27 protein-coding genes are annotated in these 26,261 nt (G+C 66.1%); 6 read left to right on the forward strand and 21 right to left on the reverse strand.

What is annotated here, in order from left to right; translation table 11 throughout:
* Positions 1–111: 111 nt before the first annotated feature.
* The gene (locus G6R31_RS10475) at positions 112–1,578 is read left to right on the forward strand and encodes a glutamate synthase subunit beta (RefSeq protein ID WP_017871389.1); all 1,467 of its coding nucleotides are present in this window, start codon (positions 112–114) and stop codon (positions 1,576–1,578) included.
* A 275-nt stretch (positions 1,579–1,853) separates the two neighbouring features.
* On the opposite strand, the gene G6R31_RS10480 is transcribed toward G6R31_RS10475, so the two are convergent.
* The 5 genes from G6R31_RS10480 to rplM all read right to left on the reverse strand — a co-directional run bounded on the left by G6R31_RS10480 (position 1,854) and on the right by rplM (position 5,505).
* A complete protein-coding gene (locus G6R31_RS10480; RefSeq protein ID WP_025567304.1) occupies positions 1,854–2,429 on the reverse strand; it encodes an RNA polymerase sigma factor in 576 nt (191 codons plus the stop codon).
* 91 nt (positions 2,430–2,520) lie between these two features.
* Complete coding sequence (rdgB, locus tag G6R31_RS10485) at positions 2,521–3,120, reverse strand: RdgB/HAM1 family non-canonical purine NTP pyrophosphatase (protein WP_017871391.1); 600 nt, start codon at positions 3,118–3,120, stop codon at positions 2,521–2,523.
* Between the two features lie 60 nt (positions 3,121–3,180).
* Positions 3,181–4,581 (reverse strand): D-alanyl-D-alanine carboxypeptidase/D-alanyl-D-alanine-endopeptidase, encoded by a 1,401-nt coding sequence (locus tag G6R31_RS10490; RefSeq protein WP_025567306.1) that lies wholly within the window; start codon positions 4,579–4,581, stop codon positions 3,181–3,183.
* A 79-nt stretch (positions 4,582–4,660) separates the two neighbouring features.
* Positions 4,661–5,062 (reverse strand): 30S ribosomal protein S9, encoded by a 402-nt coding sequence (rpsI, locus tag G6R31_RS10495; RefSeq protein ID WP_010886821.1) that lies wholly within the window; start codon positions 5,060–5,062, stop codon positions 4,661–4,663.
* A 2-nt stretch (positions 5,063–5,064) separates the two neighbouring features.
* The gene (gene rplM / locus G6R31_RS10500; RefSeq protein ID WP_017871392.1) at positions 5,065–5,505 is read right to left on the reverse strand and encodes a 50S ribosomal protein L13; all 441 of its coding nucleotides are present in this window, start codon (positions 5,503–5,505) and stop codon (positions 5,065–5,067) included.
* Positions 5,506–5,822: 317 nt separating this feature from the next.
* Between rplM and prfB the strand changes: the two genes are divergently transcribed.
* Positions 5,823–6,918 (forward strand): peptide chain release factor 2 gene (gene prfB / locus G6R31_RS10505; protein WP_152423748.1). Its coding sequence is split into 2 segments (ribosomal slippage): positions 5,823–5,867 and positions 5,869–6,918, totalling 1,095 coding nucleotides; the frame shifts between segments, so codons are not numbered across the junction.
* A 77-nt stretch (positions 6,919–6,995) separates the two neighbouring features.
* Here the strand turns inward: prfB and folK are convergent.
* The 4 genes from folK to G6R31_RS10525 all read right to left on the reverse strand — a co-directional run bounded on the left by folK (position 6,996) and on the right by G6R31_RS10525 (position 9,638).
* Entirely contained in the window at positions 6,996–7,493 is a 498-nt protein-coding gene (folK, locus tag G6R31_RS10510; protein ID WP_017871394.1) for a 2-amino-4-hydroxy-6-hydroxymethyldihydropteridine diphosphokinase, read from the reverse strand.
* The gene (folB, locus tag G6R31_RS10515) at positions 7,490–7,846 is read right to left on the reverse strand and encodes a dihydroneopterin aldolase (protein ID WP_017871395.1); all 357 of its coding nucleotides are present in this window, start codon (positions 7,844–7,846) and stop codon (positions 7,490–7,492) included. Before folB ends, folK begins: the two co-directional genes overlap by 4 nt.
* Positions 7,847–7,965: 119 nt before the next feature.
* Entirely contained in the window at positions 7,966–8,850 is an 885-nt protein-coding gene (gene folP, locus G6R31_RS10520; protein WP_017871396.1) for a dihydropteroate synthase, read from the reverse strand.
* Positions 8,847–9,638: an ImmA/IrrE family metallo-endopeptidase gene (locus tag G6R31_RS10525; protein WP_017871397.1), complete on the reverse strand. Its 792-nt coding sequence runs from the start codon at positions 9,636–9,638 to the stop codon at positions 8,847–8,849. Before G6R31_RS10525 ends, folP begins: the two co-directional genes overlap by 4 nt.
* 125 nt (positions 9,639–9,763) lie before the next feature.
* Here G6R31_RS10525 and G6R31_RS10530 point away from each other — a divergent pair, with 125 nt between their 5' ends.
* Positions 9,764–9,985, forward strand: a complete 222-nt coding sequence (locus tag G6R31_RS10530) for a helix-turn-helix domain-containing protein (RefSeq protein ID WP_017871398.1) — start codon at positions 9,764–9,766, stop codon at positions 9,983–9,985.
* A 46-nt stretch (positions 9,986–10,031) separates the two neighbouring features.
* On the opposite strand, the gene G6R31_RS16780 is transcribed toward G6R31_RS10530, so the two are convergent.
* Entirely contained in the window at positions 10,032–11,129 is a 1,098-nt protein-coding gene (locus tag G6R31_RS16780) for an IS1 transposase (RefSeq protein WP_152423749.1), read from the reverse strand.
* A 49-nt stretch (positions 11,130–11,178) separates the two neighbouring features.
* On the opposite strand from G6R31_RS16780, the gene G6R31_RS10540 reads away from it, so the two are divergent.
* Both G6R31_RS10540 and G6R31_RS10545 read left to right on the forward strand, forming a co-directional pair.
* Positions 11,179–12,615, forward strand: coding sequence for an IS4 family transposase (locus G6R31_RS10540; RefSeq protein WP_081608361.1), 1,437 nt, complete (start codon positions 11,179–11,181; stop codon positions 12,613–12,615).
* 259 nt (positions 12,616–12,874) lie between these two features.
* Positions 12,875–13,246 (forward strand): hypothetical protein, encoded by a 372-nt coding sequence (locus G6R31_RS10545; protein ID WP_017871319.1) that lies wholly within the window; start codon positions 12,875–12,877, stop codon positions 13,244–13,246.
* Positions 13,247–13,300: 54 nt separating this feature from the next.
* Here G6R31_RS10545 and G6R31_RS10550 read toward each other — a convergent pair whose 3' ends face one another.
* Positions 13,301–13,555 carry an acyl-CoA-binding protein gene (locus tag G6R31_RS10550; RefSeq protein WP_017871318.1) on the reverse strand — a complete coding sequence of 85 codons (255 nt, stop codon included), beginning with the start codon at positions 13,553–13,555 and terminating at the stop codon, positions 13,301–13,303.
* A gap of 51 nt (positions 13,556–13,606) precedes the next feature.
* Here G6R31_RS10550 and G6R31_RS10555 point away from each other — a divergent pair, with 51 nt between their 5' ends.
* Entirely contained in the window at positions 13,607–15,592 is a 1,986-nt protein-coding gene (locus G6R31_RS10555; RefSeq protein ID WP_017871317.1) for a S9 family peptidase, read from the forward strand.
* Between the two features lie 64 nt (positions 15,593–15,656).
* Here G6R31_RS10555 and G6R31_RS10560 read toward each other — a convergent pair whose 3' ends face one another.
* From G6R31_RS10560 to G6R31_RS10605, 10 genes are all read right to left on the reverse strand, one after another.
* Positions 15,657–16,556: an endo alpha-1,4 polygalactosaminidase gene (locus tag G6R31_RS10560; RefSeq protein ID WP_017871316.1), complete on the reverse strand. Its 900-nt coding sequence runs from the start codon at positions 16,554–16,556 to the stop codon at positions 15,657–15,659.
* A 271-nt stretch (positions 16,557–16,827) separates the two neighbouring features.
* Positions 16,828–17,808 (reverse strand): polysaccharide pyruvyl transferase CsaB, encoded by a 981-nt coding sequence (gene csaB / locus G6R31_RS10565; protein WP_017871315.1) that lies wholly within the window; start codon positions 17,806–17,808, stop codon positions 16,828–16,830.
* Positions 17,805–19,676, reverse strand: coding sequence for a DUF5693 family protein (locus G6R31_RS10570; protein ID WP_229659292.1), 1,872 nt, complete (start codon positions 19,674–19,676; stop codon positions 17,805–17,807). The genes csaB and G6R31_RS10570 overlap by 4 nt, the downstream gene beginning before the upstream one ends.
* A gap of 203 nt (positions 19,677–19,879) precedes the next feature.
* Positions 19,880–20,512: a uridine kinase gene (gene udk / locus G6R31_RS10575; protein ID WP_025567460.1), complete on the reverse strand. Its 633-nt coding sequence runs from the start codon at positions 20,510–20,512 to the stop codon at positions 19,880–19,882.
* Positions 20,509–21,540 carry a Glu/Leu/Phe/Val dehydrogenase family protein gene (locus tag G6R31_RS10580; protein WP_017871312.1) on the reverse strand — a complete coding sequence of 344 codons (1,032 nt, stop codon included), beginning with the start codon at positions 21,538–21,540 and terminating at the stop codon, positions 20,509–20,511. The genes udk and G6R31_RS10580 overlap by 4 nt, the downstream gene beginning before the upstream one ends.
* A 241-nt stretch (positions 21,541–21,781) precedes the next feature.
* Positions 21,782–22,276: a 6,7-dimethyl-8-ribityllumazine synthase gene (gene ribH, locus G6R31_RS10585; RefSeq protein ID WP_017871311.1), complete on the reverse strand. Its 495-nt coding sequence runs from the start codon at positions 22,274–22,276 to the stop codon at positions 21,782–21,784.
* 118 nt (positions 22,277–22,394) lie between these two features.
* Complete coding sequence (locus tag G6R31_RS10590; RefSeq protein ID WP_017871310.1) at positions 22,395–23,069, reverse strand: CsgG/HfaB family protein; 675 nt, start codon at positions 23,067–23,069, stop codon at positions 22,395–22,397.
* A gap of 183 nt (positions 23,070–23,252) precedes the next feature.
* A complete protein-coding gene (locus G6R31_RS10595) occupies positions 23,253–24,104 on the reverse strand; it encodes a hypothetical protein (protein ID WP_152423737.1) in 852 nt (283 codons plus the stop codon).
* A 151-nt stretch (positions 24,105–24,255) separates the two neighbouring features.
* A complete protein-coding gene (locus tag G6R31_RS10600; protein ID WP_017871308.1) occupies positions 24,256–25,473 on the reverse strand; it encodes a bifunctional 3,4-dihydroxy-2-butanone-4-phosphate synthase/GTP cyclohydrolase II in 1,218 nt (405 codons plus the stop codon).
* On the reverse strand, positions 25,470–26,138 hold the full coding sequence (locus tag G6R31_RS10605; RefSeq protein WP_017871307.1) for a riboflavin synthase: 669 nt from the start codon (positions 26,136–26,138) through the stop codon (positions 25,470–25,472). Before G6R31_RS10605 ends, G6R31_RS10600 begins: the two co-directional genes overlap by 4 nt.
* Between the last annotated feature and the right edge of the window lie 123 nt (positions 26,139–26,261).

Raw genomic sequence — 26,261 nt, forward strand, 5'->3', positions numbered from 1 at the left:
AACCGCCACTTCAGAGTTTTTACCCTCCCCCGCAGGTGGGGAGGGCCTTGCAAAAGCTTGGGGAGGGGGGCGCGTCCAGACCCGCTCACCTCTCCACCCCGGAGACACCACATGTCCAAAATCACCGGTTTTCTGGAACAACCCCGCATCAAGGAGCAGTACGCGCCCGTCGATGCCCGGCTGAAGCACTACCACGAATTCATGTTGCCGCTCGACCCGGCCTCGGCCCGCTTGCAGGCGACCCGCTGCATGGACTGCGGCATTCCCTTTTGCAACAACGGCTGTCCGGTGAACAACCTGATTCCCGACTTTAACAATCTGATCTACGCGAGCGACTGGCAATCGGCCCTGGAGACGCTGCACAGCACCAACAATTTCCCCGAATTCACCGGGCGCATCTGCCCCGCGCCGTGCGAGGCGGCCTGCACGCTCAACATCAGCGGCGACCCGGTGGGCATCAAGTCCATCGAACTCGCCATCATCGAGCGCGGCTGGCAGGAAGGCTGGGTCACGCCCGAACCCCCGCAGGTCAAAACCGGGAAAAAGGTGGCTGTGGTCGGCTCCGGCCCCGCTGGGCTGGCGGCGGCGCAGCAACTCGCCCGCGCCGGGCATGACGTGACCGTGTTCGAGAAAAACGACCGCGCAGGCGGCCTGCTGCGCTACGGCATTCCCGACTTCAAGCTGGAAAAGTCGCACATCGACCGCCGCGTAGAGCAGATGAAGGCCGAGGGCGTCACCTTCCGCACCGGCGTGCTGGTGGGCGACTGGGACGAAGCGAGCAAAGTCACCAACCTCAGCACCGAGCGCGTGACCCCCGCCGAACTGCAAGGGCAATTTGACGCCGTGCTGCTGGCGGGCGGCGCGGAAACCCCGCGTGACCTGCCCGCACCGGGGCGCAACCTCGGCGGCATTCACTTCGCGATGGAGTTTTTGCCGGGACAAAACCGCGTCAACGCGGGCGACAAACTGAAAGGTCAGCTGCGCGCCGACGGCAAGCATGTGGTGGTCATCGGCGGCGGCGACACCGGCAGCGACTGCGTGGGCACCAGCAACCGCCACGGGGCCGCCAGCGTGACCCAGTTCGAGGTGATGCCCCAGCCCCCCGAACAGGAAAATAAGCCGCTGACCTGGCCCTACTGGCCCATGAAACTCCGCACCAGCACCAGCCACGAGGAAGGCGCGGTGCGCGAATTCGCCATCGCCACCAAGGAATTTATCGGCAAGGGCGGCAAGGTCACGGGCGTCAAGACCGTGCGCGTGGAGCTGAAAGACGGCAAGCTGGAGGAAGTGCCCGGCACCGAGGAAACCCACAAGGCCGACCTCGTGCTGCTGGCGATGGGCTTTACCAACCCCATGCAGAGCGTGCTCGACTCCTTCGGCGTGGAAAAAGACCCGCGCGGCAACGCGCTGGCGGGCACCGAAGTCGAGGGCGGCTACGCGACCACCGTGTCGGGCGTGTTCGCGGCGGGCGACATGCGCCGGGGCCAGAGCCTCGTCGTGTGGGCCATCCGTGAGGGGCGGCAGGCGGCGCGGGCGGTGGACGAGTTCCTGATGGGGACGAGCGTGCTGCCGCGCTGAGGAAAGAGGGAAGAGAGCAGGGAGCCGAGGCAAAGGCTTCTCTGCTCTTTTTCTTTGCCAGAACCCGAAGTGCATCCGCGCCTTCTCTTCCACTCGCCTTGCTCGGAAAAATAGATTTTATAGGCAATCTATTTTTCAAAGTGGTAAGTAGCTGCCGGGTGATGACTAGGTCATTGCCCCGAGCGGAGCGAGAAGGCAAAAGTAGCTCTGGGCGGAAGTGGAGGGGGTTCGGGTGCTTTTCCCGGACACACGGAACTGTAGCCGGGAGCTACTTATCAGTGCACGTCCGACACGTCGGCCAGCAGGTCGGCGAGTTGTTCTTTGGCCCGGAACACGCGGCTCTTGGCGGTGCCGGTGGCGACCCCCTGAATGCGGGCGATTTCGTCGTAGGTGAGGTCCTCGACAAAGCGCAGCACCACCGCTTCGCGGTATTCGGGGGCCAGCTGCATCAGCGCCCGCTGCACGCGGTCCTGGGCCTGCTCGCTCTCGGCGGCCTGCACCGGAGAGCGGGCGTCACTGGGCACCTCGAAGCCGATGTCCTCGCGGGCTTCTTCCAGGCTGAAGCGGGCGTGCTGCTTGCGGCGGTGCGACTCGATCTGGGTGTTGCGGGCGACCTGGTACAGCCAGGGCAGCGCCCGCTCGCCGGGGCGAAAGGTCCGAATGGAGCGCCACGCCCGGTAAAACACTTCCTGGGTGAGGTCCAGGGCATCCTCGCTGTTGCCCTCCAGGCGGTAGAGGTAGCCGTAGATGCGGCCCTCGTACTCGCTGATGAAGCGGTGCCACGCCGCCTCGTCGCCTGCCAGCAACTGCGCGTGTACGTCCACCGTGAGCAGGTCGGCGGGTGCAGACAGCTCCGGCGGGGCCACATCGGGCGGGGACAGGTCGGGGGGGGTGTTCACAGTCGGTCTATGTTAGCTGACAAAGCGTTCGGCGCACCGGCCTTCATGCGCCGTGGGCGGCCAGCAGTGCCGCGAGCGCCCGGCCCCGGTGGCTGATGGCCTGCTTCTGCTCCAGCGTCATCTCGCCCATGCTCAGCGCGGAGCCGTCGGGGAGAAACAGCGGGTCGTAGCCGAAGCCGCCCTCCCCACGCGGGCCTTCGAGCAGTTGGCCTGTCACCTCGCCCCGGTACTCTTCGAGCTTGCCGTCGGGGTAGGCCAGGACCAGCACCGACACGAACTTGGCGCGGCGGTCGGTCTTGTGGCGCATCTTTTCGAGCAAGAGGACGTTGCGCTCCACGTCGCTGCCCACGTTGCCGAAACGGGCCGAGTACACCCCCGGCTGCCCTCCCAGCGCCAGCACCTCGATGCCCGAGTCGTCGGCCAGGGCAGGCAGGCCGGTCGCCATCGCGGCGGCGCAGGCTTTGAGGGCGGCGTTTTCCTCGTAGGTGCTGCCGGTTTCCTCGGGCAGCGTGACCGACCCCAGGCCCTCGCACTGCCACCCCAGCGGCGCGAGCGCCTCCTGAAGCTCGCGCACCTTGCCTGCATTGCTCGTCGCGACCACCACGCGCCTGATTTGCCGTCCCCGCCCCGTTTCCCGCTGCATCTTGCCTGACAGTGTAGGTCAAGAGGTGCTTGCTCCGTGTCGGAAACCCGGCAGAGGCCCTCAGAAGGCGGCGGCGATGTCGCGCACCGCCTGGTCCTGCAAGGCCCTCAGCGTCAGGATGGGGCTGTCTTCCGGGCCGTTCATCATCAGGGCGAAGGCGAGCGGGCGCCCGCTTTTCGACGTCATGTATCCCGCCAGCGTACTCACGCCGGGCAGGGTGCCGGTCTTGGCGCGCACGTCCAGCCCCGACCCCAGGAGGCGCAGGGCCAGCGTGCCGCCGCGTCCCTCGCGCCCCGGCACGTCCTCGCCGGTTCCGGCCTGGGGCAGCGCCTCGGCGAAGGCGTTGTGGCGGGCGCGGTAGAGCGCCGGGGGCAGTGTGCGCCCCTGTTTTCCGGCGACGGGATAGGGCAGGACGTACATCACCCCCAGCAGGCCGGTGAGTTGCCGGGGGGTCAGGCGGTTGCCGCGCCCGAGGCCACTGCCGTCTTCCAGCACCGCGCCGGACAGGTCCAGGCCCATGCGCTGCAAGATGGCCCGCTCGCGCTTCAGGGCACTCCTGAGCGTGCCGGTCTCGCCAGGGCGCACCGCGACGGTGGCGAGCAGCGCCTCGGCCCGCAGGTTGTCGCTCGGGCGCAGGGTGGAGGCGAGGAAAGCGAACGGCGAACCGCTGCGCACACTCGCCACCCCCTGTTCGGGGCGCCGCTCCAGCGGAATCAGCAATTCGGGCGCCAGGGGCCGTCCCTTCTCGTCCTGGCGGGGGGGCGGCACATAAGGCCGGTACGCCGGGGCCGAAGTGACCTCCTCGCTGCCCACCGTGATGCCCACGCGGCGCAGTTCGGCGATCAGGGTGGCCCCCAGGCGGCGCCGGGCCTCGGCGGCGGAAGTGGGGGGGCGGTCTTCCCACTCGCGCAGCCGCACGGCGGGCATGGGCAGGCCCAGTTCGGTGGCCTCGAAACTGGTCGCGTCCAGCGGCAGGGTATCGATGCGCACCGCGCCCACCGCCCGGACGCCGCGTGCGCGGGCCTGCTCCGCCAGCGCCCGCAGGCTGTTGGGGGTGCCTTCCACACTCAGGGTGGGGTCGGCACTGCCGCGCAGGGTCAGCACCGTGACCCGGCTCCTCCCCGCTTCGGTGGCCGGAACCGTCAGTTCGGTGCTCCACCAGCCGCCCGCGCCGCCCCGGTCGTACAGCACCGCCGCCGCCGTGACCAGCTTGATGGTGCTCGCCGGAATCAGGGGGCGGTCGGGTTCCAGCGCGGCCAGCACCTTTCCGGTGTTCAGGTCGCGCACCAGCAGGGCGGTGCGGACGCCGCTCGGCACCCCGGTCAGGGTCCGGGCCAGGGCACCTGTCGGCCCCGGTTCGCGTTCCAGGGTCACGGTCGGGACCACCGGCGGTGCGGACTGGGCCTGCGGGGCACGGGCCACCGGCAGCAGCAGGAAGCTCAGAAGCAGGAGGCGGCGCACGAGACGCAGTTTAACGCGCGGCAGGCGGACCACAAAAAACCCCCTCCCGGTTGGGAAGGGGCCATGGGGGCAGCGAGCTTCAGCGCTTGCTGAACTGGGGGGCGCGGCGGGCCTTTTTCAGGCCGTACTTCTTGCGCTCGACTTCGCGGGGGTCGCGGGTCAGCAGGCCCTTGGGCTTCATCTGGGCGCGGAAGTCGGGGTTGACCTTGAGCAGGGCGCGGGCGATGCCGAGCTTGATCGCGTCGGCCTGGCCGCTGGGGCCGCCACCGGTCACGGTGATGACCGCGTCGAAGCGGCCAGCGGTGCCGGTTTCACGGAAGCCCTGAAGGGCGTTGACCGCACGCAGCAGGCCACGGAAGTAGGTCTGGAACTCCTTGCCGTTGACGACGATCTTGCCTTCGCCAGGGCGCAGGAACACGCGGGCGACAGCGGCCTTGCGGCGGCCGGTGCCGTAGTACTGTTCAGGTTGCTGAATCGCCATGATTATTTGACCTCGAGCGGCTGCGTCTTAAGAACTTGCGGCTTCTGGGCGCTGTGGGGGTGGGCTTCACCCGCGTAGACCTTCAGGCGGGCGTGCATCGCACGGCCCTGACGGCCTTTGGGCAGCATGCCGAACACAGCGTGCTCAATGACGCGCTCGGGGTGCTTGGCCAGCGCTTCGCGGGCGGTTTCGGTCTTCAGGCCGCCCTGGTAGCCGGTGTAGCGGGTGTAGACCTTGTCGTCCAGCTTCTTGCCGGTCAGGGCCACCTGCTGGGCGTTGATGACCACCACGAAGTCACCCTGAATCATGTTGGGGGTGAAGTCGGGGCGGTGCTTGCCACGAATGCGCGAAGCGATCAGGGTGGCGAGGCGGCCGAGGGGCACGCCCGAGGCGTCCACCACGACCCAGTTCTGCTCGTCGTTTTTGGGGATGTAGGTTTTCACCTTGAGACTCCGTAAAAAGGGGGATTTGGCTGGCGACGACGGCCCGCTTCTGGGGGGAAGAACGTCCGTGTCCGGGAAAGCCACCCGGTCATCTCGGCCCTACCAAGCGCGAGACACTAAAGGTCAGGGTACCAGACATCCGGTGCTGGGGGCAAGGGCCACGCGAGCACTCGCGGCGTGGGAAAGCGGCGGGGAAAGCGGCGGCGGCACCGTCCCGGCAGGCGCCCGGCGGCTATACTGTCCGCTTGGCACAGTCCGCACCCCGCCCAACGGGTTACGCCTACGAACACAGGCCGCGCGGAAAGGAGACACGCACCATGCAAGAACTGCTGGAAAAACTCGCGTCGCTCCGGGAGTACCTTTGACATTCCCGGCAAAACGCGCAGGCTGAACGAACTCGACCGCGAACTCAGCGACCCCGACCTCTGGAACGACCAGAACCGCGCCCGGCAGGTCACGCAGGAAGCCGGGAGTGTGCGCAAAATCGTGGAGGAATACGGCGGCCTGAGCGCCGACGCCCAGGGCCTGAGCGAGATGCTGGAACTCGCCGACGAGGAAGAGCGGGCCATGCTGGAAGAGGAGCAGGCCGGGCTGCAAAAGCGCGTGGACGACCTCTACCGCGAGACGCTCTTTACCATGAAGCACGCCGACACCCCCGCCATCGTGCGCGTCAAGGGCGGCGCGGGCGGCACCGAGGCGCAGGACTGGGCCGGAATGCTGGCCCGCATGTACATGCGCTGGGCCGAGCGCCGGGGCTACAAGGTGGACATTCTGGACGAGGTGGCGGGCGACCAGGCCGGATACCAGAGCATCGAATTCATCATCCGGGGCGAAAAGGCCTTCGGGATGATGGCCCCCGAACACGGGGTGCACCGGCTGGTGCGCGTCTCGCCGTTCGATTCCAACAACCGCCGCCAGACCAGCTTTGCCAGTGTGGACGTGGTGCCGGAAGTGCCGGAAGAAGAAATCAACATCCACATTCCCGATTCCGACCTGCGGCGCGACGTGTTCCGCTCGCAGGGCGCGGGCGGGCAGGGCGTGAACACCACCGACTCGGCGGTGCGTCTCACCCACTTGCCCACCGGCATCGCGGTGGCGTGTCAGATTACCCGCAGCCAGATCAAGAACCACGAACTCGCCCTGCAAATCCTCAAGCAGCGCCTGTACGACATCGAGATGAAAAAGCGCGAGGCGGAAGAACTCGCCGCGCGTGGTCAGCAGGCCAAGGTGGAGTGGGGCAGCCAGATGCGCTCCTACGTGCTCGACAAGCAGTACATCAAGGACCACCGCACCGGCCTGATGGCCCACAACCCCGACGACGTGCTCGACGGCGACCTCGACGAGCTGATGTGGGCGGGTCTGGAATGGATGGCGGGCAAGCGCGTGGCGGAGGAAACGGGGGACGACGAATAAGGCTGACGCTACCGATGGCTGAAGGCTGAAGGCAGAGGGCAAGAAGAAAGACCCCCTTGTTGGGGGGTTTTTTATGGCTATTCATCGGCCCAGTGGTCGCTCAGGCGTTCTATGCCTTCGGGATTGGCGCGGGCCAGGGCGTCGGCCACCGTTTCCCCGGTGCGCGGGTGGGCGAGGGAGGGCGCGAGGTCGCTCAGCGGGGCCAGCACGAAGGCCCGCTCCCAGGCGCGGGGGTGCGGCAGGGTCAGGGCCGGGTCGTCCGAGGTCAGGTCGCCGTACACGATCAGGTCGAGGTCGAGGGTTCTGGCCTCCCAGCGCACTTCGCGGGTGCGTCCGGCGGTGGCCTCCAGCGCGTGCAGGGCGGCGAGCAGGTCGGGCGCGGAGAGGTCGGTTTCGAGTTCGGCGGCGGCGTTGAGGTAGTCGGGCTGTCCGGGGGGGCCGCCGACAGGAGCGGTGCGGTAAAGGGCCGACACCCCGCGCACTTCGCCCAGGCTGCGGAGTCCGGTAAGCGCGGCGCGCAAGGTCGCCTCGGCCTCGCCCAGATTGGCCCCCAGCGCGATGAATGCGGTGGTCATTCGCGTCCCTTTTCGATTTCGGCGCACACGTCGCGGAAAATCCCCGGCAGCGGCGCAAAGGGCTTGTGAACCCGCACCCGCACGCGCTCCAGCTTCGGGAAGTCGCTCAGCAGGCGGTCAGCGATGCGGTCGGCCAGCACTTCTATCAGTTGGTGGGTCTTTTCGGTCACTTCCTCACGAATGGCGACGTAGGCGGCGGCGTAGTTCACCGCTTCGTCCAGGTCGTCGGCTATTCCGGCAAAGGGGTAGTGCAGTTCGGCGTCCACCACGAACCGCGCCCCCAGCACACCTTCGGTAGCAAAAACGCCGTGATGGGCGTGAAATTCCAGACCTTGCAGGACGATTTTGGACATGAGGTTAGGGTAGAGGGTGAAGAGGAGAGGGGAAAGGGAACATTTCCTCTCCCTTCCCAGCTTCTGCACTCAAAGATGTTGGGTTGCCCGCTCCATCGACCATCAGCGAAGCGGAACCGTCAACTCTCAACATCAACCGCCAGCGCCGCTTCCACCCGCAGCGCCTGCACCATCTCCCCCGCCGCGTGCAGCCGCACCAGCGCCGCGCCTTGCCGGGCCGCGTGCAGATGAAGGGCGAAGCTGCCGGGGTCGCGGTCGGCGGCGTTCGGCACCCCCGCAATCAGGTCGATGGTCTTTTTGCGGCTGGCGGCCATCAAGACGGGGTCAGGGCCGCTGGCGAGGTCGCCCACCGCCCGCAGCAGGCTGAGGTTGTGTTCCAGCGTCTTGCCGAAGCCGATGCCGGGGTCGAGCAGGACCGAGGGCACGCCCGCCGCCTTCACCTCGGCGGCCCTCTGGCGCAAATAACCGTGAACCTCGGCCACCACGTCGCCATATGTCGGCTGGTGCTGCATGGTGCGCGGCTCGCCCTGCATGTGCATGATGCAGGCGGCGGCCCCCGCCCCGGCACAGACCCGCACCATGTCGGGGTCGCGCAGCCCGGTCACGTCGTTGACCAGATGTGCTCCGGCTTTCAGGGCCTCAGCAGCCACTTCGGGCTTCATGGTGTCGATGCTGAGCAGGACGTTTTCGCCTGTCAGGGCGCGAATGAGCGGCAATACGCGGTCAAGCTCGGTGGCGGCGTCCACCGGTTCCGCGCCGGGGCGGGTGCTTTCGCCGCCGATGTCGAGCATGAATACGCCCGCGTCACGCATCCGGCGGGCGGTGGCGAGGGCCGCGTCCAGCCCCAGGTGTCGCCCGCCGTCGCTGAAACTGTCGGGCGTGGCGTTGAGGATGCCCATCACCCGGCAGCCCGCCCAGCGCAGCGCCCAGCCTTCCCCAGTTTTTTCTGCGCCGGGGACGGGAAAACCGAAAGTGAGCCGGTGGGGACGCTGCGCCCAGTTCACGCCCGGTCTTCCTTTTTGCCCAGTCTGGCGGCGTCGAGCTGAAAACTGACCGTCACGAGGCCGCGCGAGGGGTAGGCCGCCACGAACGCCTTCATCTTTTTGCCCGAGCGGAAGGGCACGTAGCTGCTTTCCTTGACCTCCATGCCGGTTTCGAAGGCCACCGCTGCCGGGTGGTCGCCCGGGATGGGGGTGCCGCTCGCCAGGGTGTATTTCACGTCGCGGGTCGAGCTGCTGGCCCGCACCGACAGCACTTTCTCGCCGCTCGGGGAGTCCGGGTCGGCGGGGAGCGCTTCACGCGGCGGCTTGCCCAGGGCGCACACCGCGTAGATGGTCGGTTCCGGGGTCGCCTCGGCCAGCGCGTAGAGGGCCGACGACGCGCTGACCTCGGCCCGCTTGGCAAGTTCGGCCAGGGCGCGGCCTGTGGCACCGAAGCGTTCGAGCATCTCGGCGACGACGGGTTCAGGCATCAGAATCGCCGCCGCCGCCACGTTGCACAGCGTTTCTATCTTCTGCTCCAGTTCATCGCCCTCATAGGCGTCGTGCAGGTCGGAGAGCAGGTCGTCGTCACCCAGCAGCAGCGCGTGACCGATTTCGTGGGCGAGGGTAAACCGCTGCCGCTCGGGCCGCACGTCCGAATTGATGACGATGACGTTGTGTTCCGGGTCGAACGCGCCGTCGCGCCAGCCCAGCGAAAGAAACCGCAGTTCCACCCCCGGCAGCCCGGTCATCAGGCTGTGGGTGTCGCGTCCCGGCAACCCGGCCCCGTATGCCGCCGCCAACTCGCGCATTCTGACTTTGGCAGCCGAGAAGGGGTCGGGGGTCATGCGGGCAGATTAACAGGACAGGGGCGGCAGGTCGGGGCCTTCAGCCTGCGCCCTGGCCCGCTGAAACCGTGCGGTTCAGACTGGGCCGCATGACTGACCTTCCCGCCCATCTGACCGTCACCGACCCCGCCGCCGCCCGCGCTCTGCGGCAGGACTCCGCTTTCCTGTCGCTGTTTACCGCTCCCGTTTCGCCCTCGGACGTGGCACAAAGGGCAGGCATGGCAGCGAATCTGGCCCACCACCACGCCCGCAAGCTGGCTGACCTGGGCCTCTTGCAAGAACAGCGGCGCGAGGGAGGCAAGGTCTTTTAGCAGCATTCCGTCTGTTCCGTCCGCAAGCCAGGGTAGTTGGCTGGAACTATGACCGACAGGCAGCACCACAGGGCAGGCTGAGCAGTTCTCGGATTGTCCAGCACCGCGAAGTCAACCCAATCGCCATCGCTGGTGTGCGCTGAGCATATTTTCGTCGTCCTACTGGCTTTACCAGCGACTGGCGCAGTCCCCTTTGCGTCCTGCACCAGTTGTAGACGCCCTGAACCAGCCCAGCCAATGTGACTCGATGAAAGGGAAGCCTCGCAAACGCGAGGCTTTTGCGCGCCAGATGTGGGTTCATTCGCCGGGCTGTTCCATTCTGGCGCTCCACCGCTGAGGTATTTGGCGTCGTGTAACCGAGACTCTGTAACTCTTGATTGACCCGTTTCTGCGTTCCAGCCGCAACTTCTGTCCTCACGCCCACGACCCGTTTTCCGCTGTACTCCTTGATGATGCGGACGTGGGCCAGACGCCGTGGGATTCGGTAAGCCTGCTGTGGAAAGCGTCCACGCTTTCCCTGTCTCGGTGGTTGCCACGCCGTGCCGAACAGTTCTGGAAATAAGCTCTGGTAGGGCAAATATCCATCTGTGAACAGCACGAGATTCTGGGGAGCGGCAAGCCGTTCCTTTGCCCCGATCAGCAGAATCTTCGTCAATTCGGTCGTCCTCGTGCCGACCTGCCCTTCAATGACGAACTTGCTTCTGGGGTCTACAACGGTGAAATCCCAGGCTTGCTCGGCTTTCTCACCGACGAAACTATGGCGCTCGTCGGCTTGCATGCTCGTGACCTTGAGGTCACGAGCATGCTGGTTATGGAACTGCTGTAAGTGGACACCAGCTTGACGCATGATTCGAGCAACGGTCGTGCGATGACAGCCGGTGAGGGATGCTGTGGATGAAAAGCAATTGCCGTGAGTGAGATGGTCAACGATGCTGTCGACACGTGCAGGAGACAATTTGCTTCCCCAGTACGGTGTCCCCTTGGTCTCGCTGAAGTTGGTGCCACAGGTACGACACCGGAGGAGACGACGCTGTTCAGGGCCATAGAGCTTTTTGAGCCTGACGTTGTCACGCCCTGACTGATGGAAGTCTGGACAATGAGGGGTTTGACACACGAAACTGTCGAGCGGGAGAGATGAAAACACGCCCGGAGATAGACTCTTGTCATTCCCCAAATTGAGGCAGTCTATGTAGGTGACGACCTTTCACCCGCTACAGGCAGAGCAATGGGCACTGAAGCACTTTGGTGCTGTGGATCTTGGAGATCGGCGTAGAAATCAACGAGCAGTACGCATTGCGCAGGGGATGGCTTCCCGATCCGGGAAGTCCATCCCCAAGCTTTTTGACCGTAGAGCAGATGTCAAAGCGGCGTATACCTTCATGTCACGCAAGGAGGCAACCCCTGAGCGCCTTCAAACACCTCACCGCAACCATGTACGCGCAGCACTGGGGCAGGCAGGAACCTTCTTGCTGCTTGAAGACAGCAGCGAATTCATCTGGTCACGACATCAGGAGACTCCCGGCCTTGGGCGGACCGGGGATCTCAGATCCCCGGTTCGGCAGGGGTTTACCCTCCACACGACACTTGCTGTGAAATGGCAAAAACCCCATCAGCAAAGTGGGCAACGGCTTCCCGTTCAGGTTCTGGGCATACTCGATCAGGAGTATTACCTCCGGCAACCCGCACCCACAGCGTCAGAGAGCGACGCTGAGCGACGCCAGCGGGAAAACAAGGAAAGTGCGTTGTGGACAAGAGCAACTGAACGCATCGGAAAAGGGCCGGACGACCAAGACGTTCGATGGGTCAGAGTCTGTGACAGAGGGGCAGATATTGAGGTCTTTATGCGTGGCGTCATCGCTCAAGGACAGGGTTTCGTTGTCAGGGCAGCCCAAAACCGGCGGCTTCTTGATCCGAATGCCCGCACACGGGAGTGCATTGGGCATGTCTTTGAGGCAGCCAGGGCTGCCTCGCCGCTTGGAAGTTACACCATAGACCTTCGAGGGAGAAAAGGTCAGAAAGCACGTGCTGCACACGTTGAAGTGAGTGTTGTTCGTGCGTACCTTTGGCCGACACCAATGGCGGGTGGTCAAGGTAAACCTCGTCAGGAAGGGATACGGGTCAGCATTGTTCGTGTGGCAGAAAAGCCTTCGGATGACGTGAAAGAACCGTTGGAATGGATGCTGCTCACGGATGCCGACATTGAGACCTTTGAGGAAGCGCACGAAGTGGCGCTTCAGTACCAGGCCCGTTGGCTGGTGGAAGAGTTTCATAAAGGGTTGAAGACGGGCCTGGGAGCAGAGCGGCTCCAGTTGGAAGCGGGTCAGCGTCTCAAAGCCATGATTTCGATGATGAGTGTGGTGGCCACAAGGTTACTCGCGCTACGCGAGGATTCACGAGAACGCCCAAATGATCCAGCTCAGAGCGCTGGGTTGAGTGCCGTCGAACTTCAGGTGCTGAGCAAGGTTTTGAAACGGCAACTGAAGACTGTGCAGGACGTCATTTTGGCATTGGGAAGGTTGGGAGGACATATGAACCGAAAAAGCGATGGCCTGCCAGGGTGGCAGGCCTTGTGGGAGGGAATGAATATGCTTCAGGTCTATGTCGAGGGGTATAAGTTAGCTCGCACCTAATTTGGGGAATGACAAGAGATAGACTCCGGGCGCTCCCTTTTCAACCCCTGTCGGTCATAGTTCCACCCAACTACCCAAGCCAGAACAGAACTGCCTTGCAGACTCCACGCCCGGAACGCTTTTCTTTCCCACTCGCATCCGCTCGGATTGTCTCGGAAAAGCACCGAATCAATCGGAACTTTTTTACCAGCTCGCCACCTGGGAATTTAGAGTGCCGAGTCATCTGCTCCCCGCTGGCGAACTTCCAGGCGAGGCCACCATGAAGCGCCTGAGCGCGGGCTTTCTGCGGGCCTACGAAAAATGCTGGGCGCAGACGCGAGCGGGCGAGGAGGACGTGTTCGGGTTCGGAACCCCACAGCGCCCCGCCGACCTCGTGCCGTCTCCGCCTCTTCCCTCGGATGCTCCCCACCCCACCCACGCCGACATGCTCACGCTGCACCTGACGCCCGAACGGTATCGCCGCCTCGCCCGCGACCTCAGCCGCCTGCTGTCCGAAGCCGCTGCCGAGGGCATCAGCGAGCAGGGCGAGCGCTGCACCCTCGCCGTGCTGGGCTTCGCGGGCAGCCTGGGGCCAGAGGTGCAGGCGCGCGGCATCTCACGCGGGCTGGATTCCTTTCTGGGGGCGGAATAGCAGAAGCGGAGACCTCCCGCAGGAAGCCTCCGCTCTGCCGAAGTCGAAAAGGACTTACTGCCCGTCTTTCGCCTTCAATTCTTCGACCAGCGCCACGTATTCCTGCTGGGCCTGCTCCTGGGTCTTGCCCTTCAGCCCGGCCCAGGCGTCGTATTTGGCGCCGCCCACGAAGTCGAAGCCGCCGGGACGCTTGCCTTCCACGTCGCCCACGCTGCCCTGCTTGTAGAGGGCGTAGAGCTTGAGCAGCACGTCGTTGCCGGGTTTTTTGGAGAGGGTGTTCACTTCCTGCTGGGCCTGTTCGAAATTCATGGACCCAGTGTAATTCGGCACGGGCGGCGCAGTTGTGCTTGACTACGCCGGATGAACAATTCGGAAACGGCCCCGCGCCCCACCGTGCCCGGTGCGGAGACCCTGCTCGCGCTCGCTTTTCCCTCCGACCCGCAAGTCTCGCCCGACGGTGGGCGGGTGGCCTTCGTGCTGGCGCAGGTGGAGGAAGAAGACCGGCAAAAGCCCGACCCGGACTTCACCCGCCCGCGCTACCGCTCGCACCTGTGGCTCTCGGACGGCGGCGCGGCGCGGCAACTGACGCACGGTGAAACGGGGCGCGGCGACTCGTCCCCCCGCTGGTCGCCGGACGGCCAGACGCTCGCCTTCGTCCGCAGCGTGGGCGAGGTCAAGGCGGCGCTGATGCTGCTCCCACTGGGCGGGGGCGAGGCGCGGCGGGTCACGCATTTCAAAAACGGCGTCAGCGGCCTGCAATGGAGTCCCGACGGGCGTTATCTCGCCTTTTTCACCGGGGGCGACCGGGAGGACAAGCGCGACGAACGCGGCGAGGCCCGCGTGATTACCCGGCCCGTGTACCGGGCGAACGGGGCCGACTGGCTGCCCGAACAGCCCGCCGCGCTGTGGCTCTACGACGTGGAGCAGGACGAGCTGCGCGAGTGGTACGCGCCGGAGGTCGGCATCGGGGCGCTGGCGTGGTGGCCCGACTCGCGGGGGGTGCTGCTGACCCAGAGCGGGAACCACTGGAAGGCGAGCCAGTGGCAGCAGGACGTGTACGACCTGCCGCGGCCCACCGCCGACGCACCCGCCGCGCCGCAGAAGATTCTGGACTGGAACTCGGCGGCGCACGGCCTGGCCCCGCACCCCGACGGCAAGCGGTTTGCACTGGTGGGCCGCCCTGCCGGACAGGGCAACACCGAACACGCGCACCTGTATCTGGTGGACGGCGAGCAGGTGCGCCGCCTGGACGAAGGCCACGACCACCCGGTCGGCGGCGCGGTGGGCGGCGACTGCCATGTGGGGGCCATGCCCGAGCGGCCCGCCTGGCTCGACGGCGAGCGGCTGCTGTTTTCCTCCACCGTGCGCGGCAGCGTGGGCCTGTTCACGGCGACCCTCGGCGGCGAGGTCAGGGCGCACGACCATGACCCGCAGGGCGTCATTTCGGCGTTTACCGCCAACGAACACGGCGTCGCCCTGATTCGGGAGTCGGCCACCCGCTTTCCCGAGGTGGAACTGAACGGCAAGCGCGTGACCGACTTGCACGCCCGCTTTCCCTTCGCGGTGCAGACGCCGCAGCGCGTGGCCTTTCAGACCGAACACGGCGAGGGCGAAGGCTGGGTGCTGCTGCCGGAGGGGGAGGCGCAGGTTCCGGCGCTGCTCAACATTCACGGGGGGCCGCATACCGACTACGGTTACGGCTTTACCCACGAGTTTCAACTGATGGCGGCGCGGGGCTACGGCGTGTGCTACTCCAACCCGCGCGGCTCGGTGGGCTACGGGCAGGCGTGGGTGGACGCCATTCACGGACGCTGGGGCACGGTGGACGCCGCTGACCTGCTCAATTTCTTCGACAGTTGCCTGGAGACGGTGCCGCGCCTGGACGCCGAAAAGACCGCCGTGATGGGCGGCAGCTACGGCGGCTTCATGACCAACTGGCTCACCGGGCACACCACCCGCTTTGGGGCGGCCATCACCGACCGTTCCATCTGCAACCTGATTTCGTTTGCGGGCACCTCCGACATCGGCCTGCGCTTCTGGGACGACGAACTGGGGCTGGACTTCACCCGCCCGGACGACGCGCTGCGGCTGTGGGAGATGTCGCCGCTGAAATACGTGCAGCAGGTCGAGACGCCGACCCTCATCATCCACTCGGTCCTTGACCACCGCTGCCCCATCGAGCAGGCCGAGCAGTGGTACGCCGCGCTGCACAAGCTGGGGGTTCCGGTGCGCTTCGTGCGCTTTCCCGGCGAAGACCACGAACTCTCTCGCTCGGGCCGCCCCGATAGACGGCTGACGCGCCTGAACGAGTATTTCGGCTGGCTGGAGCAGTGGCTGAAGGGCTGAACCCACAGAAAGAACGCCCCCGCGCGCTTCAGGCCGGGGGCGCAGGTCATTCAGGGGATGTGGCTCAGCCGGTGCAGCTCACGCGCTTGTAGGCCTTTTGCAGCTTGCCGACCAGATACAGGTCCTTGAATATCGAATTGACGCCCAGGCTGTTCATCGCCGCGCAGTTCAGGTCGGCCTTGCGGTATTCCACGTTCAGCGCGAGTTTGCCCCGGCGGACGTACTCGGCCAGCGGGCCGCATTCCCTGTAACGCTGGCAGCTCTCGTTGAGGGTGCCGTCGAACAGGTCCACCATCAGCCGGCCCTGGCGGTCGGCCTGAAGCACGTAGTCGGGGCCGTTTTTCTGAAAAATCGCCAGTCCGTGCGCGTGGGCGCGGTCAGCCAGCCAGCCGTTGAAGTCGAGCTGGTCCTGACGGGTAATCACGCCGCTGGTCACGTTCTGGTCGTTTTGCAGGTTGTCGGGTTCCACCGCGTCGAAGCCCTTGTCGGCGCACATGGCGAGGCGGCGGTCCAGGATCCCCGCCAGCACGCTGCCCTCGCGGAACACGTCGCGGATGTCCACGAAGCTCTCGTCGGGCCAGTTGGGGTCGGTCTGAATCTTGAGGGACTCGGGGTACTCCGCCGAGTCGGGGCGGTAGCTCTCGTAGCTGCCTGCGTTGAGGTAGCACACGGTGTAGATGCCCTGCGCCTTCAGCTCAGCGACTTTGGCCGCCGAGGTCTCGAAGCCGTCGAGGTCCATCAGGGTGACGCCCGCAGGCACCGCCACTTTCGCTTCGGTTTCCGCGCCGATTTGCCAGTCCCAGGCCAGCGTGCCCGCCGGGGGCAGACGCACGCCGGGCACGCTCTGGGCACCCAGGGCCGGAGTCGCCACGCCCGTCAGGGTGGCCGGGGGCACGGGCGCACCCCCGCAGGAGGCGAGCAGCAGGGCGGAAACGGACAGGAACGCGGTGAGGGGCAGACGCATGAAGGCACCTTAAGAAACGGCCTCTCACCGTTTCGGCACCACGCCGGAGCGGACGCACGCCTTCATGTTGGGGCAATAGTTCCCGTCCCAGCGGGCAACGACGGCACGGGAGCCTGGGGACGTTGTTAGTCAGAACCCGTAAGTCTTTCGGCCAGGGCGTGAAGCCGGAAGCGCGAAACTCAGCGGCAAAGCGTGTCCCGAAGCGGAGGAGGGTCGAAGAGACGGAGCACTGCACTCATGCCTTCTGCACCCGCCCCTCTGCGCCCACCTTTTAGGACCGACCCCGCTGCGACAGCCAGGCGAAGCTTTCCATCGCGCGGAACTTCATGTCTTCCACCGCGCTCCAGTCGGGGGTGGCCCGCTCGTAGGCGTGGGTCGCCAGCACACTCGGGTCGGGCGACACCGGGTGAACCCGCGCCCCGGCGTCGTCGCAAAAGCCCTGGACTTTGGGGTCGTAGGCCACCCCGGCAAACGGCACCCCGGCGGCGGCGGCCAGAATCAGCGCGTGCAGCCGCACCCCGATGACAAAGCCGCTGCGGGCGATGGTGTCGAGCGCGAGCTGCGGGTCCTGGGTGCTGATGACCTCGTCGGCTCCGAGGCTGTGGGCGGCTTCGTCGTCGTGGCCGGGCATGAAGCTCAGGGCGACCACCCGGCGGCCCCTGGCCCGCAGCCGCGCCGCCACTTCACGCAGCGGGTCGAGGCTGGCGGTCACGTCGCCGCGCGGGGCAATCACCACCGTGGACACGTCGCGTGTCAGGTCCCCCGAGGGCCGCAGCAGCAGCGCCGGGTCGCCGCCCAGCCTTGATGGCACGCCGAGCTGGGTCAGCAGTTCCAGACTGCCCCGGTCACGCACGATCACGTCCACCCCGCGCAGGCTGCGCTGCACCTGCCGTCGCCCGGCCTCGCTCAGCGGACCGACGCTCTGGTTAAAGACAAAGACCCGTTTGCCCATCAGCTTCGCCATACGGATGATGGCGAGGTAATAGGTCAGGGTGCGACTGCTCGTCTTGTCCTGAAGCAGGCCGCCGCCGCCCGAAAGCAGCAGGTTCGAGCGCAGCAGGGCGCGGCCCACGTCGAGCGGCTGCATCCGGGGCACCGCCTGACAGTCATAGAGCCGGGCACTCTGCGCCGGGTCGTTGGACAGCAGCAGCGGCTCCATGCCCTGCTTTTTCAGCTCGCGGGTAATCGCCAGGGCAATCGCCTCGTCGCCGGTGTTGCCGAAGCCGTAGTAGCCGCTGATGACGGCCTTCATGCCCGAACCCGGCGCGGCTCGCCATGCGCGTTCCACAGCTCCAGCACCTTGCCGAAGGCCCACACCAGCCCCAGACCGATGAGCAGGCCCAGGCCCAGCCCCAGGAAACAGCGAATGGCCGAAATCAGAAACGGCGTGTGGAAGTGCGAAAAGGTGTTGAGGATGCTCGCCTGCCCCATCGCGCCGCCGAGCAGCATCAGGGCGCTGAAGTAACCGGGCAGCTTGCCGCTCAGACCCAGAATGGCGAGCGGGTGCGCGGCGACTTCCTTGAAGCGCGGGCGGACCATCGAGTCCTGCACGTTCTGGCGCAGGCTGGCCTCGAACTCGGTCACGCTGCCGCCCGTCGCGTTGCCCCGGCGCGAGAACACCAGCCCCAGCAGCGCCAGCCCCAGGCCCATCACGGCGATGTCACCGAGCTTGATGGGCGCGTTGTACACGTCGCTGACCGTTTTGCGGATGTCCTGTTTGGGCAGGAAGCTCGCCGCCACCATCGCCAGCGGCAGCAGCAGGGTCAGGCCCACGCCCCGGAAGGGGTGCAGCCCCAGCATGGAGTCCGGGGTGGCCCCCAGCGCCGAGACGAAGACCACGCCCACCAGACTCAGGCCCGTGGCGATAAACCAGTCGGTGACGCGCGAGCGCCGCAGCAGCAGCCCCAGCGCCGGGAAGGTCACGGCGGCGACCAGCGCGAAGCCCGCCAGCGGCGTGGCGTAGTTCAGGCCCAGGCACAGCAGCAGCGTACCCGCCGCCCCCAGCAGCCCCAGGCGGCGCAGGGGCAGGCTCAGGCCCGCGAGCAGCAGCGCCGAGAGCGGCCCGACCACGCTCAGCCAGCGCAGCAGCGGATTCGGCTCGAAGGTGGTGGTCACGGGCAGGCCGACCTTGATGCCGGAATTGTTCAGCAGCCCCTGAAGGCGGGTCAGCATGTCGCCCGTTTCGTTGATGGTGGGAAAGGGGCGCAGGTACAGCAGTTGCTGGCTGCGCTCGCGGGCGGCGAGGTTGTACTTGCTGGCGATTTCCTCGGGGGTCAACTGGTTTTGCCAGCTCGGGGCCAGCGCAAAGAGACGCACGCCGCCGTGCGAGAGCACGAGGTCTTCCAGGCCGTCCTGAATGTTGCCCTCGATGACCGCCGGAATGCGCTTGCCCATCGCCCGGTCCACCTGTTCGAGCAGTTCGGGGGTGCGTGCCCCGATGACCGCGTCGTCGGTAAAGGCGACGAAAGGCACGTCGGGCCAGTCGGTGCCGACCTGGGCAATGGGCCGCGCCTCGTCGTTGTAGGGGCGGTAGACGAGGACCATGCCCTGCCGCTGGAACTCGGCCACCTGCGCCCGGTTGGGACCGGCGGGCAGGTAGCTGGGGTCGGTGGGCCACTCGATCCAGGCTTTGCCGCCCACCGTGACCGTTCTGGTGGGCATGGTGTAGCGGGCAGGCAGCGCCTCGGCCACGCCGGGCACCACCGAACGCATGTACACGGCGTTGGGCCTCACCGGGGCGCCGGGAAACTGGTCGGCGAGGTCGTAGCCGTTTTTCAGCAGCACTTCGCCGCGCTGCTGCAAGCTGGCGATGGTGTCTTCGTACAGGGCGATGCCGTTGACGCCCAGCGCCTTGTACCTGTCGAGCAGTGCCTGCGGCTCCAGGCCGTAGCGCCGCGCCTGAATGACCAGCGCCGGGTAGTCCATCACCAGGGCCGTGACCTTGCGCGACTGCTCGAACTGCACGCGCTGAAAGGTCAGAATCAGCGCCGGAATCAGCGAGAGAAACACCAGCCCCAGCAGCAGCGGCGTGCGGGGGTGCCAGTTGGGGGGCGGCACCAGACCCGGCCCACCGGAGCCGGTCGGCGCGGCCGGGGCAGAGGAGCGAACAGAATCGGTCACGCCGCCTATCCTAGAGCAGTTCTCCGAATTCCGCGTGCGTCGGAAACAGCACCGCCACTCGCTCCATTCTCCATCCTGCTCGTCGAAATTCACTCGCTCCGCTCGGACAGAAACGCTACGCTTTTTCTGTCAAATGCTCTAAGCCGACTTGAATGAAATGCACATCAAACCAAAGGCGCATGTGGCCCCCTTGCTCGACTCGCCTACTCGCGCTGCGCCATCACCCGGATGCGGGCGGCGAGCATCTCCAGCGCGGGTTCGTTCATGCCGCCGTGCGGGATAATCACGTCGGCGTAGCGCTTGGTCGGCTCGACGAAACTCAGGTGCATGGGCCGCACGAAGCCGAGGTACTGCTCGATGACGCTCTCGGGTGTGCGCCCGCGCTCCTGGGTGTCACGCAGCAGGCGGCGGATAAAGCGCACGTCGGCGTCGGCGTCCACGAACACCTTCAGGCCCATGCGAGAGCGAATTTCTTCGTCGTACAGGGCAAAAAAGCCCTCGAGAACCACCACGCGCCCCGGCAGCACGCGGGTGGTGTGGTCGGCGCGGGTGTGCTGGGTAAAGTCGTACTCGGGCATCTCGATGGGCACCCCGGCCAGCAGCGCGCCGAGTTGCTCGCGCAGCAGCGCCCAGTCGAAGGCGGCGGGGTGGTCATAGTTGGTGTGCAGCCGCGACTGGAGGGGGATATCGGACTGGTCGCGGTAGTAGTTGTCCTGGTTGAGGACCGCCACGCCCCCCGTGCCCACGGTTTCGATGACCCGGCGGGTCACGGTGGTCTTGCCCGACCCCGAGCCGCCCGCCACCCCGATGACGAAGGGTGTTCCGGGACCGCTCACACGTGCACCAGACTGCCGATCAGGTCGATACGGCGCTCGGCCATCTTGCGGGCGACCACGTGCGGGGGCTTGCCGTACTGCGTGGCGACGCTCATGATGCGGCTGACCGTTTGATAGACCCGCTCCCCGGCCTGGTCCATGTTGACCCCGGTGGCCGCCGCGATCAGCCCCGCCGAGTTGATGGCGAAGTCGGGCATGTACAGGATGCCGGCTTCCTTGACCGCCTCCTCGCCGCGCCGGGTCAGGGGGTGGTGTTCGCCGCCCGCGATCAGGCGGCACTGCAACCGGGGCACCTCGGCGCTCGGGATGGAGTGCCCGTAGCCGCAGGGCGCGAGCACGTCGCAGGGCACGTCGAACAGTTCCTCCACCGACACCACCGTCACGTGGTCGAGTTCTTCCGCCAGCGCCCGCGCCCGGTCGGGGCGGAAATCGGCCACCGTCAGTTTGGCCCCCTCGCGGCTGAGGTGCTGCGCCAGGGTGCGCCCCACCGCGCCGACCCCCAGCACCGCCACCCGCACCCCGCGCAGGCTCTCGGCACCGAGCGCGTGCTTGGCCGCCGCCTTCATGCCCCGGTAGACGCCGTAACCGGTCACCGAACTGGTATCGGTGTTCATGCCCAGCGTGGCGGGCGTTTCCTGCGCGACAAAGGCGATGTCGGCGGGCGTGACCCCGATGTCCTCGGTCAGCACCACGCGGGTGTTCATGTGCTGCACCTGCCGCCCCAGCGCCCGGAACAGCGCCTCGCGGGCGTGCGGGTCTTCCACCCCGGTTTCGGGCATCAGCAGCACGCAGGCACCGCCGCCGTAGTTCAGCCCGGCGAGCGCGGCCTTGAGCGTCAGGCTCTCGGAAAGGGCCAGGGCGCCGCGCACCGCCAGTTCCTCGTCTCCCTCGCGCAGCCGCACGCCCGCGATGGCTGGCCCCAGCACCCGCGAGTGCACCGCCAGGACGCCGCGCAGCCCGCTCGGCGCGTGGTGCAGCAGCTTCAGGCTCTCGTGGCCGCGCGCCTGCATTTCATCCAGAATCAGCATTCTTGTTCCTCCGGGCACCACCGGGTGCCGCTGCTTTTCGCGCCGTAGGGTAGCGCAGCGAGCCGGAAGGCAGACAGAGGAAAGCAAGCGGAGGGGAGAAGCAGGCACGTCCCCCGCCCGCTTCTCCCCTCGCCTCAGAATCCCGCCCTCTGCCACGGTGTCTCAGGCCGCCCGCATAGGGTTGACAGCGGCTGTATACGGCGCTATTCTTTTCTTATCACCGTCCGAGAGGGCGGATTTTTTATGCCTGCTCAGCGCCCGATTTATTTGGGTGCCCGATCTGCCGCAGCAGGTTGGCAGTTTCGATCATCGCCAGCACCGCCTCCGCGCCCTTGTTGCCTGCCTTGATGCCGGCGCGGTTCAGGGCCTGCTCCACCGTATCGGTGGTCAGCACGCCGAACGCCACGGGCACGCCGGTGTGCAGCGACGTGTTCAGAATGCCGTTGGCCGCGCCGCCCGCCACGAAGTCGTAGTGGTCAGTGTCGCCCTTGATGACGGCCCCCAGGCACACCACGGCGTCGTACTTGCCCGACTCGGCGAGTTTGCGGGCAACCAGAGGCACTTCGTAGGAGCCGGGAACGAGGTAATGGTCGAGATTCTCGGTTTTGCCCCCGTGCTGCACGAAGGCGAGTTCGGCCCCTTCCACCAGTCGGTCCACGATGAGGTGGTTCCAGCGGGTCGAGACGATGGCGAAGTTGAGGTCGTGGGCGAGAAGGGTGGCTTCGATTCTTTGCATGGAGTCTCCTGGAAACGGCAAATGTTCAGGGCAGGCTACCTGCCACGGGTTTCTCAGCATAGAGAACAAGAGACTGGCCCGCTCCTCGGTGAGGCGGGCCAGAGGCAAGGGCGAAAACTCAGCGGTAATAGGGGGCCGGAATGGTGGCCGTCAGCTTCTGCACGGCGTCGTTCAGCATCACGGCAATCGCCTTGTCCATGCCGCTGCTGTGACTGCCGCCCAGTTGCAGACCGGCAATGCTGAGGGAGCCGGAAGCCCCGGTGCTCAGACCTTCGACCTGCGCGGTGCCGATGATGCGGCTGGTCTTCACATCGAAGATGCGGAGGTTGGCGGTGATGCGCTCGGTCTTGGCGCCCATGCAGACGCCCATAAAGCAGGCGTTGCCGCCGCCAGCGTTCTGCCCGAAGGCCGAAACGGTGCCCAGCACCAGCACGTCGGCACCCTGAAGCTGGGTTCCGGCATCGGCACCACCGATAAAGCCTTCATTCAGGCCCTGCTTGAGCTGTGCCCGCTCATACACGGCGAAGCGGCCCGACTGCATCAGGGCGTTGGTCAGGGCGTCGGCCAGCACCTGACCGTTGCAGCTGTAGGACCCGCACTGAAAGTCACCCACCACGATGTGCACCTGCTTGGGCAGCGCCGGGCTTACGGACACGGGCGCGGCGGAAGCGGGGGCCGGGGTCACAGGCGCGGGAGTCTCAGGGGCCGGAGTGGCGGGGGCGACGGGCGCAGCCGTCTGGGCGAGGGCGGAGGCGGAAAACAGCAGGGCGGAAGCGATCAGCAGGTTTTTCATAGAGTTCTCCTGGGGACAAGCGGCAGAGCGGGTGGGGAGGGCGGCGTCCGGGGACTGTTAAGTACATCGAACCTAACATTTCGCATTTTCAGAACAGAACCGAAAACGCTTCATTTCCGGTTCGACGTACTTTTTTCGGGTACTCGCTTCGCTCGGTCAATCTAAAGATTAACTTCGACCTACTTAGTAGCGGACGGAGATTTCATTGCCGGTCAGGCCGGTCACGCTCAGGCCCTGGCTTTCGAGCAGGGTCGCCACATCGGAGGCGTCGCCATCGGCCACGACTTCGAGCAGGGCACCGCCCGCGTCCACCGAGCGGACCATGACTTCACGCGCTCCGGCAGCCTTCAGGCGGGTAGAGAGTGCCCTGACCTGCGTAAAGCTGGCAGGCGTAAGAATCCGGACCATATAGGCCCGCTGCGCCACGGCGGTCTGACCCTGGAGCACCTGATTGAGCAGCGCAGGCAGCTTCTGCCCGGCCTGACGCCCGACATTCATCAGGGCCGTCTTACCGGCCACGGCGTCGGTGGTGCTCACGCCACTGCCCTGGAAAGCCTCGCTAAAGACCACCTGACCACTGGCGAGATCAATCACCTTGACTTCAAGCCGCGCCGTGTAACCGCGCAGGTCCCCGGCGACCCGGCCATACTCCTCGGCGAAAGCTTCACCTGTGACCAGATAATCGGCGTCCAGCCGGGACTTGAGGTCCGGTAGAGCGCTGAGATCCTGGCCGCGCAGCAGGTTGCGTTCGGCGTTGCGCTTCTGGGTGCCAGGATCAACGACGCGGTAGCCGGTGCCGATCAGCGCCCGCATGATCTCGGTTTCCGCTGCCGGATCGGGCACGGGCCGCCGCAGGATCACCTCGGGAATCAGCACCGCGAACCGGGCCTGTGCCACCTGCGGCGCCAGCTGCACCTGAGGCAGCGGTGCGGGCAAGCCCTGGGCCGCCGCCGGAACACCAAAGAGCGCCGCAGCGAGCAGCAACCCAGCGCCGCCGCGTCTCCACCCCCCGAACTGATTTAACCTCGTCGTCATGATTCTTATTTGACAGGATGTTTGCCTTGCTGACAAGGTGCAAATGGGGGTCCCCCGTCGCATAAATCCGGTGAAATTTTTCTGCTGTAAGACTTGAGAAAGGAGAAGCAGGAAACCGCTGATAAAGCGGCTCCCTGCTACGGCCCACCGTCTACAGATGCCCCAGTTTCTCCCGCTTGGTCTTCAGATACCCCGCGTTGTGCGGGTCTTCGCCCACATGCAGCGGCACGCGCTCCACGACTTCGAGGCCGAACCCCGACAGGCTGTGCAGTTTGCGCGGATTGTTGGTCAGGATGCGGAGTTTCTGTGCGCCCAGCAGGTGCAGCATCTGCGCCCCGATGCCGAAGTCGCGGGCGTCTACGGGCAGGCCGAGGCGTTCGTTGGCTTCCACGGTGTCGGCCCCGCCGTCCTGCAAGGCGTAGGCGCGGATTTTGTTGAGCAGGCCGATGCCCCGGCCTTCCTGCCGCAGATAGATGACGGCTCCCCGGCCCTCGGCGGCAATGGCTTCCATCGCCGCGTCGAGTTGCGGGCCGCAGTCGCACTTGAGCGAGTGAAAGGCGTCTCCGGTCAGGCACTCGGAATGCACGCGCACCAGCAGCGGCTCCGGGGTCACGTCACCCATCACCAGCGCCACGTGCTCGGCCCCGCTGAGGGTGTCCTGAAAGCCCACGATGCGGAAGTCCCCGAACCGGGTGGGCAGCTGGGCCTGCGCCACCTGTTCCATGAAAGGGTCGTGCTCCATGCGGTAGGCGATGAGGGCCTCGATGCTGCCCACCTTCAACCCGTGCTTTTCCCCGAAGGCCAGCAGGTCGGGCAGGCGGCTCATCTCGCCGTCGTCCCCCATGATTTCGCAGATGACCCCCACAGGCGCAAACCCGGCGAGGCGGGCGAGGTCGCACCCGGCCTCGGTGTGTCCGGCGCGGCGCAGCACCCCACCGGGCCGCGCCACCAGCGGAAAAATGTGCCCAGGACGGCGGAAATCGGCGGGTTGCGCCGTGTCATCGAGCAGCGCGGCAATCGTGGCGGCGCGGTCGTAGGCGCTGATGCCGGTGGAGTTGGTCTTGTGGTCCACGCTGACGGTAAACGCCGTGCCGTTGGGGTCGGTGCTGCTGCCCACCATCGGGTGCAGGTTGAGGCGCTCGGCACGCTCGGGGGTCAGCGTCACGCAAATCAGCCCCCGGCCCTCCCGCGCCATGAAGTTGACCCACTGCGGCGTGGCGGTCGCGGCAGGCATCAGCAGGTCGCCCTCGTTCTCGCGCCCTTCGTCGTCCACGAGGATGACCGGGCGGCCCGCGCGGAGTTCGGCAAGGAGGGTAGGAATGTCGGAGAGGTTGATGGTTGATGGTCGATGGTTGATGGAGTCGCTCATGCTTGCCCCTCTACTTGGCCTTCTGCCTTTTGCCTTCCGCCTTCTGCACCCGTCAGCGCCAGCAGCCGCTCCACATATTTCGCCACCTGGTCGGCCTCCAGATTGACCCGCGTACCGGCCCGCCAGTGCTTCAGTGTGGTCACTTCCAGCGTGTGCGGCACCAGCCAGAGGGTGAACTCCTCGGCGGGCCACTCACTGCGGCTTCCGGCGGGGCCGCCCACGTCCACGAGTGTGAGGCTCACGCCGTCCACCGTGACGCTGCCTTTGGGCGTCAGGTATCGGGCGAGGTGGCGCGGCGCCCGCACGCGCATGGTGTAGGCACCGGGTTCCTCGCGCACCTCCAGGAGTTCGCCCACCCCGTCCACATGCCCGCTGACGATGTGACCGCCGAAACGGGCCTGCGCGGTCATGGCGCGTTCGAGGTTGAGTTCGCGCCCGACTTGCCAGTGGTCGGCGGTTTTGCTGACGGTTTCTTTGGAGAGGTCAACGCTGAAGCTCTGGTCGTCCCAGCCGGTCACGGTCAGGCAGGTGCCGCCGCAGGCGATGGACTCGCCCAGTTGAAGGTCGGGCCACATCTGCGCGGGGGCGATGCGAAGGGTGAGGTTGCCATTTTGTTCGGCGGCGTGCGTGACGCGGCCAATTTGTTCGATGATTCCGGTAAACATTCGCACCTCCGGTGCGGCAGATGGCGGATGGCAGATGGCAGATGGCTAATACGGATTCCGATTGAATCTGGTAGTTTCAGATTCAATCCGACTTGCAAAGCTGCGCAGCAGAGCGGATGCGAG

Origin of the sequence: Deinococcus wulumuqiensis R12, assembly GCF_011067105.1 — a bacterium.
GTDB classification, from domain to species: domain Bacteria; phylum Deinococcota; class Deinococci; order Deinococcales; family Deinococcaceae; genus Deinococcus; species Deinococcus wulumuqiensis.

Bases quoted from the DNA above. Each gene is read 5' to 3' on its own strand.
- G6R31_RS10580 (WP_017871312.1), bottom strand. From the start codon at position 21,540: ATGCTGATTCTGGATGAAATGCAGGCGCGCGGCCACGAGAGCCTGAAG.
- G6R31_RS10550 (WP_017871318.1), bottom strand. From the start codon at position 13,555: ATGAATTTCGAACAGGCCCAGCAGGAAGTGAACACCCTCTCCAAAAAA.
- csaB (WP_017871315.1), bottom strand. From the start codon at position 17,808: ATGAAGGCCGTCATCAGCGGCTACTACGGCTTCGGCAACACCGGCGAC.
- G6R31_RS10555 (WP_017871317.1), top strand. From the start codon at position 13,607: ATGAACAATTCGGAAACGGCCCCGCGCCCCACCGTGCCCGGTGCGGAG.
- G6R31_RS10530 (WP_017871398.1), top strand. From the start codon at position 9,764: ATGACTGACCTTCCCGCCCATCTGACCGTCACCGACCCCGCCGCCGCC.
- folB (WP_017871395.1), bottom strand. From the start codon at position 7,846: ATGTCCAAAATCGTCCTGCAAGGTCTGGAATTTCACGCCCATCACGGC.
- G6R31_RS10475 (WP_017871389.1), top strand. From the start codon at position 112: ATGTCCAAAATCACCGGTTTTCTGGAACAACCCCGCATCAAGGAGCAG.
- folK (WP_017871394.1), bottom strand. From the start codon at position 7,493: ATGACCACCGCATTCATCGCGCTGGGGGCCAATCTGGGCGAGGCCGAG.
- G6R31_RS10590 (WP_017871310.1), bottom strand. From the start codon at position 23,069: ATGAAAAACCTGCTGATCGCTTCCGCCCTGCTGTTTTCCGCCTCCGCC.
- rdgB (WP_017871391.1), bottom strand. From the start codon at position 3,120: ATGCAGCGGGAAACGGGGCGGGGACGGCAAATCAGGCGCGTGGTGGTC.
- rpsI (WP_010886821.1), bottom strand. From the start codon at position 5,062: ATGGCGATTCAGCAACCTGAACAGTACTACGGCACCGGCCGCCGCAAG.
- G6R31_RS10600 (WP_017871308.1), bottom strand. From the start codon at position 25,473: ATGAGCGACTCCATCAACCATCGACCATCAACCATCAACCTCTCCGAC.
- ribH (WP_017871311.1), bottom strand. From the start codon at position 22,276: ATGCAAAGAATCGAAGCCACCCTTCTCGCCCACGACCTCAACTTCGCC.
- G6R31_RS10605 (WP_017871307.1), bottom strand. From the start codon at position 26,138: ATGTTTACCGGAATCATCGAACAAATTGGCCGCGTCACGCACGCCGCC.
- G6R31_RS10595 (WP_152423737.1), bottom strand. From the start codon at position 24,104: ATGACGACGAGGTTAAATCAGTTCGGGGGGTGGAGACGCGGCGGCGCT.
- G6R31_RS10545 (WP_017871319.1), top strand. From the start codon at position 12,875: ATGAAGCGCCTGAGCGCGGGCTTTCTGCGGGCCTACGAAAAATGCTGG.
- G6R31_RS10560 (WP_017871316.1), bottom strand. From the start codon at position 16,556: ATGCGTCTGCCCCTCACCGCGTTCCTGTCCGTTTCCGCCCTGCTGCTC.
- G6R31_RS10525 (WP_017871397.1), bottom strand. From the start codon at position 9,638: ATGCGCGAGTTGGCGGCGGCATACGGGGCCGGGTTGCCGGGACGCGAC.